Annotated in this window: 13 protein-coding genes; 4 read left to right on the top strand and 9 right to left on the bottom strand. The window is 74.8% G+C overall.

The window, feature by feature from the left end; all coding sequences use genetic code 11:
- Positions 1-1032 carry an SRPBCC family protein gene (locus tag CLT75_RS22000; protein ID WP_135242264.1) on the top strand — a complete coding sequence of 344 codons (1032 nt, stop codon included), beginning with the start codon at positions 1-3 and terminating at the stop codon, positions 1030-1032.
- A 4-nt stretch (positions 1033-1036) separates the two neighbouring features.
- Here CLT75_RS22000 and CLT75_RS21995 read toward each other — a convergent pair whose 3' ends face one another.
- From CLT75_RS21995 to CLT75_RS21965, 7 genes are read right to left on the bottom strand one after another with little or no spacing between them, the layout of a single operon-like run.
- Positions 1037-3277, bottom strand: a complete 2241-nt coding sequence (locus CLT75_RS21995; RefSeq protein ID WP_135242263.1) for an AAA family ATPase — start codon at positions 3275-3277, stop codon at positions 1037-1039.
- Positions 3278-3313: 36 nt separating this feature from the next.
- Positions 3314-3808, bottom strand: coding sequence for a hypothetical protein (locus CLT75_RS21990; protein ID WP_135242262.1), 495 nt, complete (start codon positions 3806-3808; stop codon positions 3314-3316).
- A 45-nt stretch (positions 3809-3853) separates the two neighbouring features.
- Positions 3854-4615 (bottom strand): GTP-binding protein, encoded by a 762-nt coding sequence (locus CLT75_RS21985; RefSeq protein WP_013288868.1) that lies wholly within the window; start codon positions 4613-4615, stop codon positions 3854-3856.
- Complete coding sequence (locus CLT75_RS21980) at positions 4593-5042, bottom strand: DUF742 domain-containing protein (protein ID WP_018787957.1); 450 nt, start codon at positions 5040-5042, stop codon at positions 4593-4595. The genes CLT75_RS21985 and CLT75_RS21980 overlap by 23 nt, the downstream gene beginning before the upstream one ends.
- Positions 5039-5503, bottom strand: a complete 465-nt coding sequence (locus CLT75_RS21975) for a roadblock/LC7 domain-containing protein (protein ID WP_013288866.1) — start codon at positions 5501-5503, stop codon at positions 5039-5041. The genes CLT75_RS21980 and CLT75_RS21975 overlap by 4 nt, the downstream gene beginning before the upstream one ends.
- Positions 5500-8310 (bottom strand): nitrate- and nitrite sensing domain-containing protein, encoded by a 2811-nt coding sequence (locus CLT75_RS21970; protein WP_135242261.1) that lies wholly within the window; start codon positions 8308-8310, stop codon positions 5500-5502. Before CLT75_RS21970 ends, CLT75_RS21975 begins: the two co-directional genes overlap by 4 nt.
- Positions 8297-9475, bottom strand: a complete 1179-nt coding sequence (locus tag CLT75_RS21965; protein ID WP_135242260.1) for a hypothetical protein — start codon at positions 9473-9475, stop codon at positions 8297-8299. The genes CLT75_RS21970 and CLT75_RS21965 overlap by 14 nt, the downstream gene beginning before the upstream one ends.
- A gap of 372 nt (positions 9476-9847) precedes the next feature.
- Here CLT75_RS21965 and CLT75_RS21960 point away from each other — a divergent pair, with 372 nt between their 5' ends.
- From CLT75_RS21960 to CLT75_RS21950, 3 genes are all read left to right on the top strand, one after another.
- Entirely contained in the window at positions 9848-12712 is a 2865-nt protein-coding gene (locus CLT75_RS21960; protein WP_135242259.1) for an alpha/beta fold hydrolase, read from the top strand.
- Entirely contained in the window at positions 12712-13629 is a 918-nt protein-coding gene (locus CLT75_RS21955) for an ABC transporter permease subunit (RefSeq protein WP_135242258.1), read from the top strand. The genes CLT75_RS21960 and CLT75_RS21955 overlap by 1 nt, the downstream gene beginning before the upstream one ends.
- Positions 13630-13780: 151 nt before the next feature.
- Positions 13781-14227, top strand: a complete 447-nt coding sequence (locus tag CLT75_RS21950) for a DoxX family protein (protein ID WP_135242257.1) — start codon at positions 13781-13783, stop codon at positions 14225-14227.
- Between the two features lie 55 nt (positions 14228-14282).
- On the opposite strand, the gene CLT75_RS21945 is transcribed toward CLT75_RS21950, so the two are convergent.
- Positions 14283-14960, bottom strand: coding sequence for a DUF4232 domain-containing protein (locus CLT75_RS21945; RefSeq protein ID WP_135242256.1), 678 nt, complete (start codon positions 14958-14960; stop codon positions 14283-14285).
- 7 nt (positions 14961-14967) lie between these two features.
- Positions 14968-15276 carry an ArsR/SmtB family transcription factor gene (locus tag CLT75_RS21940; protein WP_135242255.1) on the bottom strand — a complete coding sequence of 103 codons (309 nt, stop codon included), beginning with the start codon at positions 15274-15276 and terminating at the stop codon, positions 14968-14970.
- Positions 15277-15357: the final 81 nt, after the last annotated feature.

Raw genomic sequence — 15357 nt, 5'->3', positions numbered from 1 at the left:
GTGGCGACGGGCAGCCTGACCGACCGGGCCCGCGACCAGATCGGCGGCGAGCTGCGCAACCTCGCCACCGCGCTCGGCGAGCGGGCCGTGCAGGTGGTCACCGACCGGGTCACCGATACCACCGGACGGCTGAGCGAGTATGCGAAGCGGGGCGGCGACCCGGGCCTGGTCGCCGCCGCCACCGGCGCGCAACGGCTCGCCGAGGGTGCCTCGCCGGTGACTGCCATGTTCCAGGCCGGCCTGGCCGGCGGTAAGGAGAAGCTGATGGCGGCGTTCGGCCGCAGGCGTGGCCGGGACGGCGGCCAGAAGCTCAAGGTCACCAACATCGTCGAGACCATCGAGGTCGGCGTGCCGGTCCGGGTCGCCTACAACCAGTGGACGACGTTCGGCGACTTCCCGAGCTTCATGAAGAAGGTCGAGCAGGCCGACTGCGACGCCGACGAGAAGATGACCTGGAAGGCGCAGGTGCTCTGGTCGCACCGGAGCTGGGAGTCGACGATCGTCCGGCAGATCCCGGACCGGCTCGTCCACTGGCGGTCCAAGGGCGAGAAGGGCTCGGTGGACGGCACCGTCAGCTTCCACGAGGTCGGCCCGGAGCTGACCCGGATCCTGGTCGTGCTGGAGTACCACCCGCAGGGCTTCTTCGAGCACACCGGCAACCTGTGGCGGGCCCAGGGCCGCCGGGTCCGGCTGGAGCTGAAGCACTTCGTCCGGCACGTGATGACCCGGACCGTGCTCGACCCGGACGCGGTCGAGGGCTGGCGTGGCGAGATCGAGGACTCCCAGGTGGTCAAGGACCACGAGACCGCGCTGCGGGAGGAGCGGGGAGAGGCCGGGCCGGCGGACGACGAGTACGCCGCCTACGACGAGGGCAACGACTTCGACGACGACAAGTACGCCGACGAGCCGGTCCTGACCGAGCCGGAGCGTGCCCGCAGCCGGACGGCACGCGGGCAGCGTGAACCCGAGCGCCGCCGCCGGGTCCCGGAGCGGCCCCGCCGCCCCGCCGCCCGCCGCCGCGACGAGCGCTGACCGGTCAGGACCGGCCGGCGGCGTACGACTCCAGGTGCGCGAGCTGCACCGGGTCCAGGGACGGGCGGACGCGGTTCCGGGCCGCCTCGACGTGCGCGGCGGTCACGGTGCTCGCCTCCAGCGACTCCCGCATGGCGGCCAGCGCCGCCTCCCGGATCAGCGCGGCGCAGTCGGCGGCGGAGAAGCCGTCCAGCTCGGCGCCGAGCGCGTCGAGGTCCACGTCCGGCGCGAGCGGGACGTCCCGGGCCGACGCGCGGAGGATCTCCGTGCGGGCCGGACCGTCCGGCGGCGGCACGTAGACCAGCCGTTCCAGCCGGCCGGGACGCAGCAGCGCCGGGTCGACCAGCTCGGGGCGGTTCGTCGCGCCGACCACCACCACGTTGCGCAGCGCCTCCACCCCGTCCAGTTCGGTCAGCAGCGCCGCCACCACCCGGTCGGTCGTACCGCCGTCGGTGGCCTGCCCGCGTACCGGGGCCAGCGCGTCCACCTCGTCCAGGAACACCAGCGTGGGCGCCGCCTGCCGGGCGCGGCGGAACAGCTCCCGGACCGCCCGTTCGCTCTCACCCACCCACTTCGAGAGCAGCTCCGCGCCCTTCACCGACAGCACGTTCGCCCGCCCGGACCCGGCCAGCGCGGTCACCAGGTAGGTCTTGCCGCAGCCGGGCGGACCGTAGAGCAGCACCCCGCGCGGCGGCGTCACACCCAGCCGGGCGAACGTGTCCGGATAGGTGAGCGGCCACAGCACCGACTCGGTGAGCGTCTGCTTGACCTCGTGCAGCCCGCCCACGTCGTCCAGCGTCACCGACGCCAGCTCCAGCGTGGACGCGGACATCGTGGTCGGCCGCACCACCTCCAGCGCGGCGGTGAAGTCGGCCATCGCCACCGTCGGCGTCTCCGCCGTCTTCTGGCGCAGCGCCGCGCGTACCCCGGCCTCGCGGACCAGCGCCGCCAGGTCCGCGGCGACGAACCCGGGGGTACGGGCGGCCACCTCGTCCAGCCGGACGTCACCGGCGAGCGGCACCTCACGGGTCAGCACCGTCAACTGCTCCCGGCGCAGCGCCGCGTCGGGCAGCGGCACGGTGATCCGCAGCGCGAGCAGGTCCGGGCCGCGCAGCGCCGGGTCGACCGCCTCGGGGCGCCCGCTGGTGCACACCACTGCGGCACCGGCCCGCAGCGTCTCGGCCACCACCTGGCGGAACACGGTGGCCAGCGGGCCCGGCTCGTCGGCCGGGGCGATCGACTCCACGTCGGTGACCAGCAGCACGGCGGGTCCGCCGGCGCGTACCGCCGAGGCCGCCTCGCGCAGCTGGCGGGCCGCCGCGTCATTGCTGAGCGCGGCCAGCTCCGGCGCCCAGAGCGGCCGGACGCCCGCGCCGACCCGGGCGGCGACGGCACGCACCAGCGCGGACTTGCCCGAGCCCGCCGGGCCCTCCACCAGCACACCGAGCGAGACGGTGGTGCCGAGCCGGCCCAGCACCTCACGGTGGTGGAAGCCCAGGTCCAGCAGCTCGGTCAGCTCCTCGGCCTGGGCGCGCAGGCCGGGCAGCTCGTCCACGTCGGGCGCGTCCTCCGGGCCGAGCAGGTCCCCGTCGGGTTCCGTCCCGGGCGGCGTGGCGGGGGCGGAGACGCGTGCGGTGGAGGCGGAGGACGCCGGGCCGGAACCCCGGGTGGCGGGACCGTGTTCCCAGCCCACCACCGTGTCCATGGTGACGAGCGCGCCGACCGCCGGTTCGGCCGACACGACGGTGAGCAGCGTGCTCGTCCAGGCGTACCCGACGGAACTCGCCAGACTGCGCCGCGCGGCCTCGATCAGGCCGCGCACGGCGGCGTCCGGCAGCACGTCCTGCGGCAGCAGCGAGACGTCGTCCCCGGCGGTGACCACCTTGCCGAGCAGCGCGAGCCGCAGCATCTCCGGCGGGACCGCGGCGACCACAGCGGCCGGGCCGGACAGGGTGAGCCGGCGTGCCGGGGCCGCCGGCAGCGGGCTCACCGTGACCTGGCCGCCGGCCCGCAGGCCGAGGTTGCCCAGCAGCAGGTCGTCGGCGTGCAGGAGGGCGCCGCTGGTGCTCGGCTCGGCGGCGGCCGCGATGCCGGCGGTGACCCGGCGGCCGGTCAGGCGGACCGGATCGCCGGGGCGCAGCGCCAGCGCGGTGAGCACCTCGGGATGCAGGCGCACCACGCCGCGGCGGGCGTCGAGCGCGGCCGGCCGCAGCGTCGCGGTCAGGGTCAGGTCGGGTTCGGCCACCCGCCGACAGTAGCCGCCCCGATCATCGGGTGCCGGTCAGCGCGGGCCGGGATCGTCCAGCAGCGAGGGGTCGCGCCGGATCATCTCGGCCAGCCGGGCCGCCGGGTCGGACTCCAGCGGGTCGTGGCCGGGCGCCGGCACCGTCTTCACCGACATGGGCCACGCCGGCGGCGGCGCGGGCGGCGCCGCCGGGCCCACCGTCACCGCCGTGCCGGACCAGGAGACCCGCAGCGGGTACGCCTGCTCGCCCAGTTCCACCCGCAGCGTCACGGCCAGCCCGGGGTGCTCGGCCACCACCCGGCGGACCGCCTCGGCGACCTCCTCGACCGGGTCACGCCGCGCCGGCGCCTCACCACCGCGCAGCCGGTACGCGCCGTGCCCCGCCCGCCCGTCGCCCGGCTCGTCCGCCGCCTCCACGGGTACGTCCCGCTCGGGCGTCCCGGCCGGCTCGCCGGGCATCGGCGCCCGCCGGCGCAGCGCTTCCTCGCGCCGTGCCATCCGGGCCAGTGTCTCGTCCAGATCACCTCTCATGGCGTCCACCCCTTCGCCAGACAACGGATCGAAACGACTGCCGGTTCAGCCTGCCCGGGATCGGGTGGCCCGGTCCAGCGCGCGGTCCAGGACGACGAGCAGGGCGTCCCGCACCGAGAGGCGGTCCCGGGCGTCGAACTGCACCAGCGGCACGTGCTCACCGATCGCCAGCGCCCAGCGGATCGACGGCAGGTCCAGGGCCAGCCGGCCGTCGAAGGCGTTGACACCCACCGCGAACGGCAGCCCGGACCGCTCGAAGAAGTCGATCGCCGGGTAGCAGTCGTCGAGCCGGGCGCTGTCCACCACCACGAGCGCGCCGAGCGCGCCCCGGGCCAGGTCGTCCCACATGAACCCGAAGCGCGCCTGTCCGGGCGTACCGAAGAGGTAGAGCTTCAGGCTGCGGTCGATGGTCACGCAGCCGAAGTCCATGGCCACGGTGGTGGTGGTCTTGCCGGCGACCCCGCCCGGGTCGTCGATGCCGATGCCGGCGGTGGTCATCTCCGCCTCGGTGGTCAGCGGCGCGATCTCGGAGATCGCGCCGACGGTGGTGGTCTTGCCGACCCCGAAGCCACCGGCGATGAGGATCTTGACCGGGATCGGCGGCCGGGGCGCCGGCACCCGGCTGACGATCGGGGCCGGTTCGGCCGGCGGCACACCCGGCGGCAGGTACGGCAGCGGCGGCGTGGGCGGGGGCGGCGTGGCCCGGCCGATCAGCGGCGCCGGGCCGCCGTAGCGGCTCGGGGCGCTGTTCGCGGCCGGCCCGCCCGTGGCGGCCGCCGGCCATTCAGGAGATCGCACGAAGTCCATCAATCACTCGCAGGATGATGTCGGGATCGAGGGCGTCGTCGACGTCCGCGACGTGCACGTCGAGATGGCCGGCGGCCCGGAGGTCGCCGACCAGCACCCGGGTCACCCCGAAGTGCATCCGGGTCCGGGCGGAGATCTCGGCCACCGAGACGGGCTCGGCGCAGATCGCGACGATCGCCGCCAGCTCCGGGGCCAACCGGGCGGTCACCGCCCACGAGGTGCTGCCCGGACGAGCGGTGACCTGGGTCTCCAGGCCGATCGCCGGGTCACCGTCCACCCGTCCGGAGGTCAGCACGAAGGGGCGTGGGCCGGTCGGCTCCCCGTCGCCCGCGTCCGGCTCCGGCACCGGAGCGGACGCGTTCAGGAAGGGGCGGATCCGGACGCCGGGCTCCGGCTCCGGGTCCGCGCCGGCGGCCCCTGGGATCATTGCTGTACGGCGTTCTTCAGCTCGGCGATCAGACGCGGACTCAGAGCGCCGCCGGCGCGTCCGGCGAACAGCGTCATCTCGTACGCCACGGTGCCCAGGTTCGCCGTGCGGTCGGCGACGACGCCGAGGACCGAGCCGCTGCTGATCGCGCTGATCAGCAGGTACCCCTCGGCCATGTCGACGATCACCCGGTTGAGCGCGCCGAGCGCGTACCAGCTCGCGGCGCCCCCGGCGAGGCTGGTCATGCCGGAGACCACGGCGGCGAGCCGTTCCGCGTTGGACCGGTCCTTGATCGCGGACATGGCCATCAGCAGCCCGTCCGAGGAGACCGCGATCGCCTCCATCACCCCGGCGGTGCTGGAGGTGAACGAGTCGAGCAGCCAGTTGAAGGTGCGTGCCTCGGGACTGAGGTCGCCGGTGGTGCTCTGTTCGACGTTCTCGTGGAGGAAGGGGCTGGTCACCGTGATGGGTCCTCTTCGTAGCGGCGGTCGGTACTGACTTCGCGCAGAGCACGGGCGACGCCCGCCTCGAATTCGCTGATCCGGTTGCGGACCTCGACGGGGTCGCCGGGGTCGGAACTGGTGGGGGGCGCGGACTGTGCCGGGGAGACGGACAGGTTCGCGCCGGGCACCCGGCGGCTGAGCCGGGGCCGTTCCGTCGCCGGGGGCGTGGGATCGACGGCGCCCTCGGCCCGCCGTACCCCGTCCTGGAACGCCTCGACCAGTGCTCGGACGCTCGACGGATCCGCCGGTACGCCGATCAGCGGCCCGCCGGTGGCCGGTCCGGCCGGTCCGGCGGGTGGGGCGGCCGGCAGGTTCGCGCCGGGCACCCGCTGCCGGATCGGCGACCGGGTGCCGGGGCGGCCGGCGGGCGGGCCGACCGGGTTGGGCCCGGTCGGTGCCGGCATGGCCGGGGGTGACCCGGCCGGCGCCGGCGGGCGCGCGCCACCCGGTGGCGGCGCGAGCCCCGGGCGGTGCGGTGGCGCGATGCCGGGACCGTGCGGTGGCGCGATCCCGGGACCGTACGGTGGCGCGAGCGCCGGACCGGTGGTCGGTGCCAGGGCCGGGTGGGTGACCGGCGGCGTCATCGTCGGGCCGGTCGCCGGCCTGGCGGCCGGGGGAGCGGCCGGGGCCGGGCCGGCGACCGGTGTCGGTGGGGAGAGGTGCCCGGGACGCGCCGGCGGTACGGCCGACGGCGGCCAGGCCGGAGGCGGACCGCCGGTGGGCGGGCCCTGGTCCTCGGCCGGCTCCGCGCCTTCGGTCTGGTTGCCGAACGCGTTCCACGGGTCGCCGCTGGACATGCTGCGGGTGGCCCGGCTGAGCAGCTCGGCGTCGAAGCCGGCCGGCGCCTCGACGGCGGTCGGCTCCGGCTCGCGGGCGCCGGGTACGGCGGCCCGGCCGGCGCTGACGCCGACCGGCTCGGGACGGCGGATCACGAGCGAGGCACCTGGGATCTCCAGGGCCGCGGTGACGCCGCCGCCGGGGGTGTGGCTCAGCTGGACGCTCCAGCCGTGCCGGCGGGCCAGCCGGCCGACCACGAACAGGCCGAGCACCTCGGTCGGGGCGAGGTCGAGGCGTTCCCGCCGGGTGAACCGGGCGTTCTCCTCGGCCATCCGGTCGCCGGTCAGGCCGATGCCGTGGTCGACCACCACCAGCCGGGCTCCGCCGTCGGTCAGCTCGCCGGTCACCACCACGCGGGTGTGCGGCGGCGAGAACGAGGTGGCGTTCTCCATCAGCTCGGCGAGCGTCAGCACCAGGTCACCGGCGATGGCGGGCGCCGCCGCCACGCCGGGCGGGACCTCCACGTCGACACGGGTGTAGTCCTCGATCTCACCGAGCGCGAGCCGGACCACGTCGGCCAGCGGGACCGGCGCCACGTGGCCGTCCGAGCCGGTGGCGCCGGAGAGCACCACCAGGCTGCCCGCGTTGCGGCGCAACCGGCTGGAGATGTGGTCGAGCCGGTACAGGTGCTCCAGGCGGCCCGGGTCGGTCTCCTGCCGTTCCAGCCGGTCGATGAGCGCGATCTGGCGGCCGACCAGGTTCTGCGTACGGCGGCCGACGTGGCCGAACATCTGCGCCACGTTGCGCCGGCCGGCGACCTGCCGTTCGACCAGCCGGGCGGCGGTGTGCTGCACCCGGTCGAACGCGCGGGCCAGGTCGCCGATCTCGTCCCGGGCGCTGATCTCCAGCGGGTCGAGGCGTACCGGGGGGACCGTCTCGGACTCGTCGTCGGCGACGCGGGTCAGTTCGGCCTCGGTGACCCGGGCGACCCGTTCGGCCGAGCGGGTGAGCCGGCTCAGCGGCCGGGCCACCGTACGCGCCACGGTCATGCTCAGCAGCACCACGACGAGCAGGATCGCCGCCGCCGCGAGGCTGACCAGCCAGGCCGCGGTCAGCGCCTCTCGTTCCCGGGCGCGGGTCTCCGCGATGACGTCCGCGACGACCTTCTTCTCCACGAACTGGCCGAGCGTGATCATCGACCGGGCCGAGGGGAACAGCACGTCCAGCGGCACCGGCGCGATCGCGCCGTCCGGGTCGCGGAGGCTGTCCACCAGGAACGTCGGGCTGGTCCGGGCCGCCACCGCGGCGTCGTCCAGCTGGGCCACCTTGAGCTGCTCGGGCGTGATCAGCTTGCGGAACCGCCGGTTGTCGACGTTGAGTGCCGCCATGCAGGCCACGAACGCCCGGGAGACCAGCGGATCGCCTGTGGCCTTGACCAGCACGATCTGGGTGGTGCACGAGCTGAGGGCCTCGTCGACGCGCAGCAGCGCGTCCAGGGCGAGCACCTGCCGTCCGGCGGCGGTGTCGGTGTCCACCCGGAAGGGCAGCCGCAGCGCGTCGATCAGGGCGGTGTCGACCTCGCCGAACACGGTCAGGATCTGCTGCGGCGTGGCCCGGCCGGCGAGCGTGGCGTTGCGGACGTCCTCCAGCCGGCGTACCCCGTCGAGGCTGTCGCGGACGGCCGCCGGGAGCGGCTCGGCGCGCAGGTCGGCGACCCGGTCGTCGACGGTGGCCGACTTCTGGATCAGTTCGGTGCGGCTCACCCGCCGCAGCAGCAGACCGATCGAGAGCAGGCGTTCCTGCTGGAGGTCCTGGACGAGGCTGCCGACCCGGCTGGCGACGCGGACGGTCTCGGCGGTGTCGGCGGCCTGCCGGGCGGCGGTCACCCGGTCGATGACGACCGGAACGGCCAGGCCGACCATGCTGAGCAGCGGGATGATCACCAGCAGGGCGAGCTTGCCCCGGATGCGTAACCTACCGAGCAGCATCGAACGGCCTCCACCGGTCGGCGTCGCCACCGCGTCCGACGGCGACCGGCTGGCGGTCGTCCTCGGGCGCGGCGGGCGGCGGGGCGGGGTGGGCAGTCGGCGCCGGGGCGGCCTCGGCCGGCTCCCGGCGGGCCGGGGCGGCCCGGGAGCGGTCCCGGCGCAGCGCGGCCACGTGCAGCGCGACGATGCCGGCGATCAGCAGCACCGCCGTCCCGGCGGCGATCCGGCCGAGCAGCCGGTCCCGCTCCAGGGTGTCGAGCCGTTCCCGCAGCAGCGCGTCGAGCTGGTCGAGGATGACCGTACGGAGCTGCTTGGCGGCGTTCTGCGCGCTGATCCCGGCGCTGGTGAGCTGGTCGGTGCTCGGCGCGGACCGGCCGGCGCCGGGTGCCGAGTAGACGGCGAACGTCTCCAGGGACCGCTGGTAGGTGTCCAGCGGGGTGAGCACGTTGGCGCCCAGGTCGGTGCTCTCCGAGCTGTCCACCGCCGAGCGCAGGTCGGTGACCAGGTCGGTGGCGGGACCGAGCGCGGAGACCCGCAGCTCGGCCAGCTCGGCGCCCACCCGCGCGCGCTCGGCGGCGGGGCGCTTGGCGGACAGCCGGGCCAGGTCGACGAGCCGCCCGGCCAGCACCGTCGCGGTGGGCAGGTCCCCGCCGATGCCGTCCTGGAGGAAGAACGAGTCGGAGCGGGGGTCGCGGATCAGGCCGGAGCTCTCCCGCACCTTGCGGTAGAGGGCCAGCAGCAGGTCGGACGCCTCGCCGTAGGCCCGGTACGCCGCCTCGGGGTCACCGATCCCGCGGTCCGGCAGCGCCTCCAGCTTGGCTCGCAGCCCGGCCCAGCGTTCGTGGGTGCGCAGCTCGTCGCCGACCGCGTTGTCCACCTCCGCGACGCCCTCGATGGCGGCGGCGAGCGAGGCCCGGGAGACGGCCCCCTCGGCGACGGCGATGGCCTGGGCCTCCACCAGCGTGTCGGTGACCGGCCCGAGGGCGCGCAGGTAGCGGACGCCGAGCCGTTCCCGGCTCACCAGGTCGTGGTCGTCGGCGAAGTCGCGTTCGGCCTGGATGAAGATCAGCCCGAGCGGGGCCAGCAGCGCCAGCACCAGAACCAGGGTGAGCGTACGGCCCGGTACGGCGGGCCGCCGACGGACCCGCGACGCGGGGACTGTCATGTGTTCTCCTCCGGCGACGGCGGGGCGATCGGTGCCCCGGGAGGTCGCCGTACGCAGTCCCGTGCACCGGACCGGAAAAGTAGCCGAACCGGACGGGCGTGAGACCTCGGCCGATGAGTCGGCTTCACGTCAGTCCATTTTGGGTGACCCTGCGTCAGGGCGAAAGGTACGTAGCGTGTGATCGTGTTGCCGAGAAATGACATCGACGATGGTTTGCGCCTGTAGATGTGAATTCACATGATCCGAATACGTCCCGCTGGGATGCTCTGGACCTTTGGCGGATGACGGACGCTACGCGACGATCGGCGCAACCGGACAGACGTACGGCGGATCTCAGCGAATGCTCAGCCGTCGGCCCGTACCGTGTGCCGCATGAGATCAACCGCCGCGCGGCTCCGGCGCGCCCTGGCCGGCCATCCGCGCCGCATCGTCGCCGCGGTGGCGGTGGTCGTCCTCGTCGCCGCCGCGCTGGTCTGGGCGGCCCGGCCGGAGGGCGGGGACTTCCGGACCGAGTCGGCGCTGGTGACCGTACGCTCTGGGCCCTCCGGTGACGAGCCCGTCGACCTGGACACCACGCTCTACCTGCCGGCCGACGCCTCCTCGTCCAACCGGGTACCGGCGGTGCTGCTGGCGCACGGCTTCGGCGGCACCAAGGACTCGGTCCGCTCCGACGCCGAGGACCTGGTCGCCCGCGGGTACGCGGTGCTCACCTGGACCGCCCGCGGGTTCGGGCGCAGCGGCGGCCAGATCCACCTGGACAACCCCAACTACGAGGTGCGGGACGCGCAGCGGCTGCTCGACCGGCTCGCCGGGCGCCCGGACATCCGCCTCGACGCGGCCGGCGACCCCCGGGTCGGTGTGGTCGGCGGCTCGTACGGCGGCGGCCTGGCCCTGCTGCTGGCCGCGCAGGACCAGCGGATCGACGCGATCGTCCCGATGATCACCTGGAACGACCTGTCCCGCGCGTTCCTGCCGGAGAGCAGCGGCCGGCAGCCCACCGACGGGGTGTTCAAGAAGGGCTGGGCGGGCATCTTCTTCGGCGGCGGCGGGAACGCCGGCTCCGGCCCGGCCGGGCTCTCCGGGGCCACCGCCGCCGCGCCGGAGGGCGCGCCCGAGTCGGCCGGCCCGCCGAGCCCGCAGCCGGGCGCCGGGCCGGGTACCGGTTCCGGTCGCGCGCCGTCCGGCGCCGCCGACCCGTCCTGCGGGCGCTTCGCGGCCGACGTCTGCGCCGCGTACCTGCGCATCGCCACCACCGGCCGGGCCGACGCGGCGGCGGTCGAACTGCTGCGCCGGTCGTCGCCGGCCGGTGTGCTGGACCGGATCAAGTCGCCGGCGCTGCTGGTGCAGGGCGAGGCGGACACGCTGTTCCCGCTGGCCGAGGCGGACGCCAACGCCCGGGGCATCGCCGCCGCCGGCACCCCGGTACGGGTCGCCTGGTTCACCGGCGGCCACGACGGCGGCTCCGGGCCCACCTCCGACTCCGACCGGGTGAAGTTCCTGACCGCGCAGTGGCTCGACCACTACGTCAAGGGCGACGGGGCGGCCCCCGGCGACACGTTCACGTTCTCCCGGATCGCCGGTTTCGACGCGCTCGACCGGGGCCTGGTGGCGACCGGTTTCCGCACCGCCGACTATCCGGGCCTGGCCGGGCAGGACCGCCGCGAGGTGACGCTCGCCGGGCCGCCGCAGCCGGTCGCCGTACCGCCGAACGGCAACCCGGCGGCGATCTCCTCGGTGCCGTTCGCGGGAGCGCTCGGCTCGCTGCTGGACGGCGTCGCCGGTGACATCCCCGGCCAGCACGCCCGCTTCGAGTCGGCGCCGCTGGACGAGCCGGTCGACGTGGTGGGCGCGCCGACCGTACGGATCAGGGCGGCCTCACCGACCGGCGAGGCGGTGCTGTTCGTGAAGCTCTACGACGTCGACCCGCAGGGCGCCGCCACGCTGCCGTCCGGCCTGGTCGCGCCGGTGCGCCTGACCGGCCTGCCGGCCACCGTCGACGCGGCCACGCCGGTCACCGTGACGCTGCCGGGGATCGTCCGGCGGGTCGAGGCCGGTCACCGGCTGCGGCTCGTGGTGGCGACGTCGGACCAGGCGTACGCCTCGCCCGCCGAACCGGCCGTGCACACGGTGGCGCTCGCCGACGGGCCGCTGACGCTGCCCACCGTCGACTCCACGCCGATCCCCACCACCGCGACGATCTGGCGCTGGGCGCTGGCCGGCCTGCTCGCCGCGATCGTGGCCGGGCTCGTCGTGGTCGTGCTGCTCACCCGCCGCCGGCACCGCCGCCAGGACGACTCCGTGCACCCGGAGTACGCGGGCGTCCCGCTCGCCGTGCGCAACCTGCGCAAGGAGTACGCGGACGGCTTCGTCGCGGTCTCCGACGTCGACTTCGAGGTGCACCCCGGTCAGGTGGTCGGCCTGCTCGGGCCCAACGGCGCGGGCAAGACCACCACGCTGCGGGTGCTGATGGGGCTGACCCAGCCCACGGCCGGAGAGATCTACGTCTTCGGGCACCGGCTGGTGCCCGGCTCGCCGGTGCTGTCCCGGATCGGCGCGCTGGTCGAGGGGCCGGGCTTCCTGCCGCACCTGTCCGGCCTGGACAACCTCAAGGCGTACTGGCGGGCCACCGGCCGGCCGTGGGAGGACGCGCACTTCGGCGAGGCGCTGGAGATCGCCGGCCTGGGCGACTCGGTGCACCGGCGGACGAAGAAGTACAGCCACGGCATGCGGCAGCGGCTGGCCATCGCCCAGGCCATGCTCGGCCTGCCCGAGCTGCTGGTGCTGGACGAGCCGACGGACGGGCTGGACCCGCCACAGATCGCCGAGATGCGCCGGGTGCTCCAGCGGTACGCCACCGACGGCCGGGCGGTGCTGGTCTCCAGCCACCTGCTGGCCGAGGTGGAGCAGACCTGCACGCACGCGGTGGTGGTGAACAAGGGGCGGATCGTGGCGTCCGGCCCGGTGGAGGAGATCGTCGGCGAGTCGCCGAGCGTGCTGTTCGAGGTGAGCGACCCGGACGCGGCGCGGACGGTGCTCGACCGGCTCGACGGCGTACGGGTGCTGCCCGACACCGAGGGCGGGCTGGTGGTCGACACCAACGGCACCGCCCGCAGCGAGGTGGTGGCCGAACTGGTCCGCGCCGGCATCGGGGTGGACCGGGTGGTGCCCCGGCGCCGCCTGGAGGACGCGTTCCTCGCCCTGGTGGGCGAGAACTCTCGGGGAAGCGGGGACCGGTGATGGCGGGTTCGTCTGCGGCATCGTCGCCTGGTGGCGGCACGTCCGGTACGTCTGCGCCGGGCGCGGGCGGTGCGGCGGCCGGTTACCGGCCCTCCGCCACGCTCCCGTTCGCGGCGGAGTTCCGGCGGCAGGCGTCGCGCCGGCGTACCCAGCTCGCGCTGGGGTTCATGGTGCTGCTGCCGTTGATCATCCTGGTGGCGTTCCAGTTCGACGCCGGGGACGACGACGGCGGCGGGCGGGGCGAGTTCTCCAGCCTGGCCGACCTGGCCACCTCGGGCGGGCTCAACTTCACCCTGTTCTCCATCCTGGTGTCCGCGTCGTTCCTGCTGGTCGTGGTGGTGGCGCTGTTCTGCGGCGACACGGTGGCGAGCGAGGCGAGCTGGGGCAGCCTGCGCTACCTGCTGGCGGTGCCGGTGCCGAGGGCCCGGCTGCTCGCGGTGAAGCTGGTGGTCGCGCTCGCGTACTCCGGGCTGGCCCTGCTGTTGCTCGCCGGCACCGCGCTGCTCGCCGGCACGCTCCGGTACGGCTGGAAGCCGCTGAGCAGCCAGGTCTCGGCCGAGCTGGCGCCGGCCGACGGGTTGCTGCGGCTGCTCGGCGTGCTCGGCTATCTCGCGGTCGTGCTGCTGGTGGTGGCCGGGCTGGCGTTCCTGTTGTCGGTGACCACCGATGCCGCGCTGGGTGCGGTCGGTGGGGCGGTGCTGCTGTGGATCCTGTCCAGCATCCTGGATCAGATCACCGCGCTGGGCGGGCTGCGCAACCTGCTGCCGACCCACTACAGCAGCGCCTGGCTGGGGTTGCTGTCCACGCCGATGCAGACGGACGACGTGGTGAAGGGCGCCTTCTCGGCGGTCGTCTACGCCACGCTGTTCTGGGGTCTGGCCTTCTGGCGCTTCACCCGCAAGGACGTCACGAGCTGAGGTGACCGGACGGGGTCGCGGCGAGGGCCGCCCGGCCCATATCATGGGAGCGTTCCCACGAGATTGTCCCGCCTGCAAAGATATCGATTAACATCTATCAATAGTCCCGCCATCCTGGACGGCGTCCGCCACCCGTACCAGGAGGTTTCCCATGATCCCGGCACAGCTGAAGGCCCCCGTGCTGTCCCTGTTCCGCATCGTCACCGGCCTGCTCTTCCTCTGCCACGGCGCCGCCTCGATATTCGGCGTCCTCGGTGGCAATCCGGCCACCGGCGGCGCCGTCCCGTTCGCCACCTGGCCCGGCTGGTGGGCGGCGCTGATCCAGCTCGTGTGCGGCGCGCTGGTGCTCGTCGGCCTGTTCACCCGGCCGGCCGCGCTGCTCGCCTCCGGCTCGATGGCGTACGCGTACTTCGTGGTGCACCAGCCGCACCACCTGATGCCGATGCAGAACGGCGGCGAGCTGGCCGCGCTCTTCTGCTGGTCGTTCCTGCTGGTCGCGGTGCTCGGCCCGGGCAACTGGGCGCTCGACGCGCTGCTGGCCCGCCGCAACGCCGTCCCGGCCGAGCCCGCCGCCGCGCCGGCCTCGGTCCCGGTCTGAGCGACCGCGCCGAACCAGATCCCGGTCGGGGGTGCTCCCGCGCCGGGTTCTGGTTCTACAGCGGGTTGACCGGCGGCGTCGTGGGCGGCGGTGGGGCGACCGGCGTGGGCGTGTCGCCCGGGCCGGGCTCCCGGCGCTCCCACGCGCTGACGCCCAGCCGGCCGGTGTTGCCGAGGTCGATCGGCCCGTCCAGGGCGACCGGGTATGCGGGCCGGCCGGCCACCGGGGCGACGTCGAGTCCGGTGCCGTTCGTCGCCGGCACCGTCGCGTCGGTGACCAGGTTGCGCCAGATCAGCGCCGCGCCGGCCCGCTCGCCGGGGGCCAGCACGATCCGGGTGGGCGGGTGGTCGAAGCCGGAGGTGATCGGCTCGGCACCCGGGATGATCCGCACCTCGATCGGGTCACCGTCGGCGTCCCGGAGCGTGACCGCGGGATAGCCGCGCAGCTCGTACGGCCGGTCGCCGCAGTTGAGCAGGTCCAGGCCCATCGCCCGCAGCCCCATCGCGGCGCTCACGCCCAGCTCGGTGATCGCGATGCCCTCCGGGGAGCAGGTGGCGGCGGGTGCCGGCTCGGCCGTGGGGGCGCCCGGTCGCGGCGGCACCGTGGTCAGCGGGTCGGCACCGGTGAGCGGCGGGTCGGGCAGGCGCCCGTCGGCGGGCCCCTGCGCCGGGGCGCAGGCGGTCAGCAGCGCCACGCCGGTGAGGGTGCCGATCAGGCGCGCCGGTCTCCGCATCCGGCGATCATGCCACTCCGTCCCGCTCGGCGATGACCGCGTCGAGCAGGCCCGGATAGACGCGGTCCAGTTCCTCGCGGCGCAGCCGTACGTAGCGGGTGGTGCCGGCGACCCGGGTGCGGGTCAGGCCGGCCTCCCGCAACACCTTGAGGTGATGGCTGCGGGTGGCCTTGGAGACACCGAACTCGAACGAGCCGCAGGCGTGTTCCCCGCCCGGCGCGAGCGCGCGCACGATCTGCAGCCGGACGTCGTCGGCCAGCGCCGCCAGGACGGCGGTGACGGGCACCTCGCGCAGCTCCGGTTCGTGCAGCTCCATGTGACAACGATAACCCATGTTCGACAACCATCGAACAAGTTCCTAGAGTCGGGGCGTTGGTTCGACGGTACTCGAACATAG

The sequence above is a fragment of the Micromonospora sp. CNZ285 genome, assembly GCF_004637285.1.
Note: the sequence above shows the minus strand (reverse complement) of the source record. Positions and strands in the feature narration are given on the sequence as shown.

What these genes read in the sequence shown, in the direction of transcription:
- CLT75_RS21950 (WP_135242257.1), top strand. Translation starts at nt 13,781, where the DNA reads ATGATCCCGGCACAGCTGAAGGCCCCCGTGCTGTCCCTGTTCCGCATC.
- CLT75_RS21970 (WP_135242261.1), bottom strand. Translation starts at nt 8,310, where the DNA reads ATGCTGCTCGGTAGGTTACGCATCCGGGGCAAGCTCGCCCTGCTGGTG.
- CLT75_RS21940 (WP_135242255.1), bottom strand. Translation starts at nt 15,276, where the DNA reads ATGGAGCTGCACGAACCGGAGCTGCGCGAGGTGCCCGTCACCGCCGTC.
- CLT75_RS21960 (WP_135242259.1), top strand. Translation starts at nt 9,848, where the DNA reads ATGAGATCAACCGCCGCGCGGCTCCGGCGCGCCCTGGCCGGCCATCCG.
- CLT75_RS21980 (WP_018787957.1), bottom strand. Translation starts at nt 5,042, where the DNA reads ATGATCCCAGGGGCCGCCGGCGCGGACCCGGAGCCGGAGCCCGGCGTC.
- CLT75_RS21945 (WP_135242256.1), bottom strand. Translation starts at nt 14,960, where the DNA reads ATGCGGAGACCGGCGCGCCTGATCGGCACCCTCACCGGCGTGGCGCTG.
- CLT75_RS21985 (WP_013288868.1), bottom strand. Translation starts at nt 4,615, where the DNA reads ATGGACTTCGTGCGATCTCCTGAATGGCCGGCGGCCGCCACGGGCGGG.
- CLT75_RS21965 (WP_135242260.1), bottom strand. Translation starts at nt 9,475, where the DNA reads ATGACAGTCCCCGCGTCGCGGGTCCGTCGGCGGCCCGCCGTACCGGGC.
- CLT75_RS21955 (WP_135242258.1), top strand. Translation starts at nt 12,712, where the DNA reads ATGGCGGGTTCGTCTGCGGCATCGTCGCCTGGTGGCGGCACGTCCGGT.
- CLT75_RS21990 (WP_135242262.1), bottom strand. Translation starts at nt 3,808, where the DNA reads ATGAGAGGTGATCTGGACGAGACACTGGCCCGGATGGCACGGCGCGAG.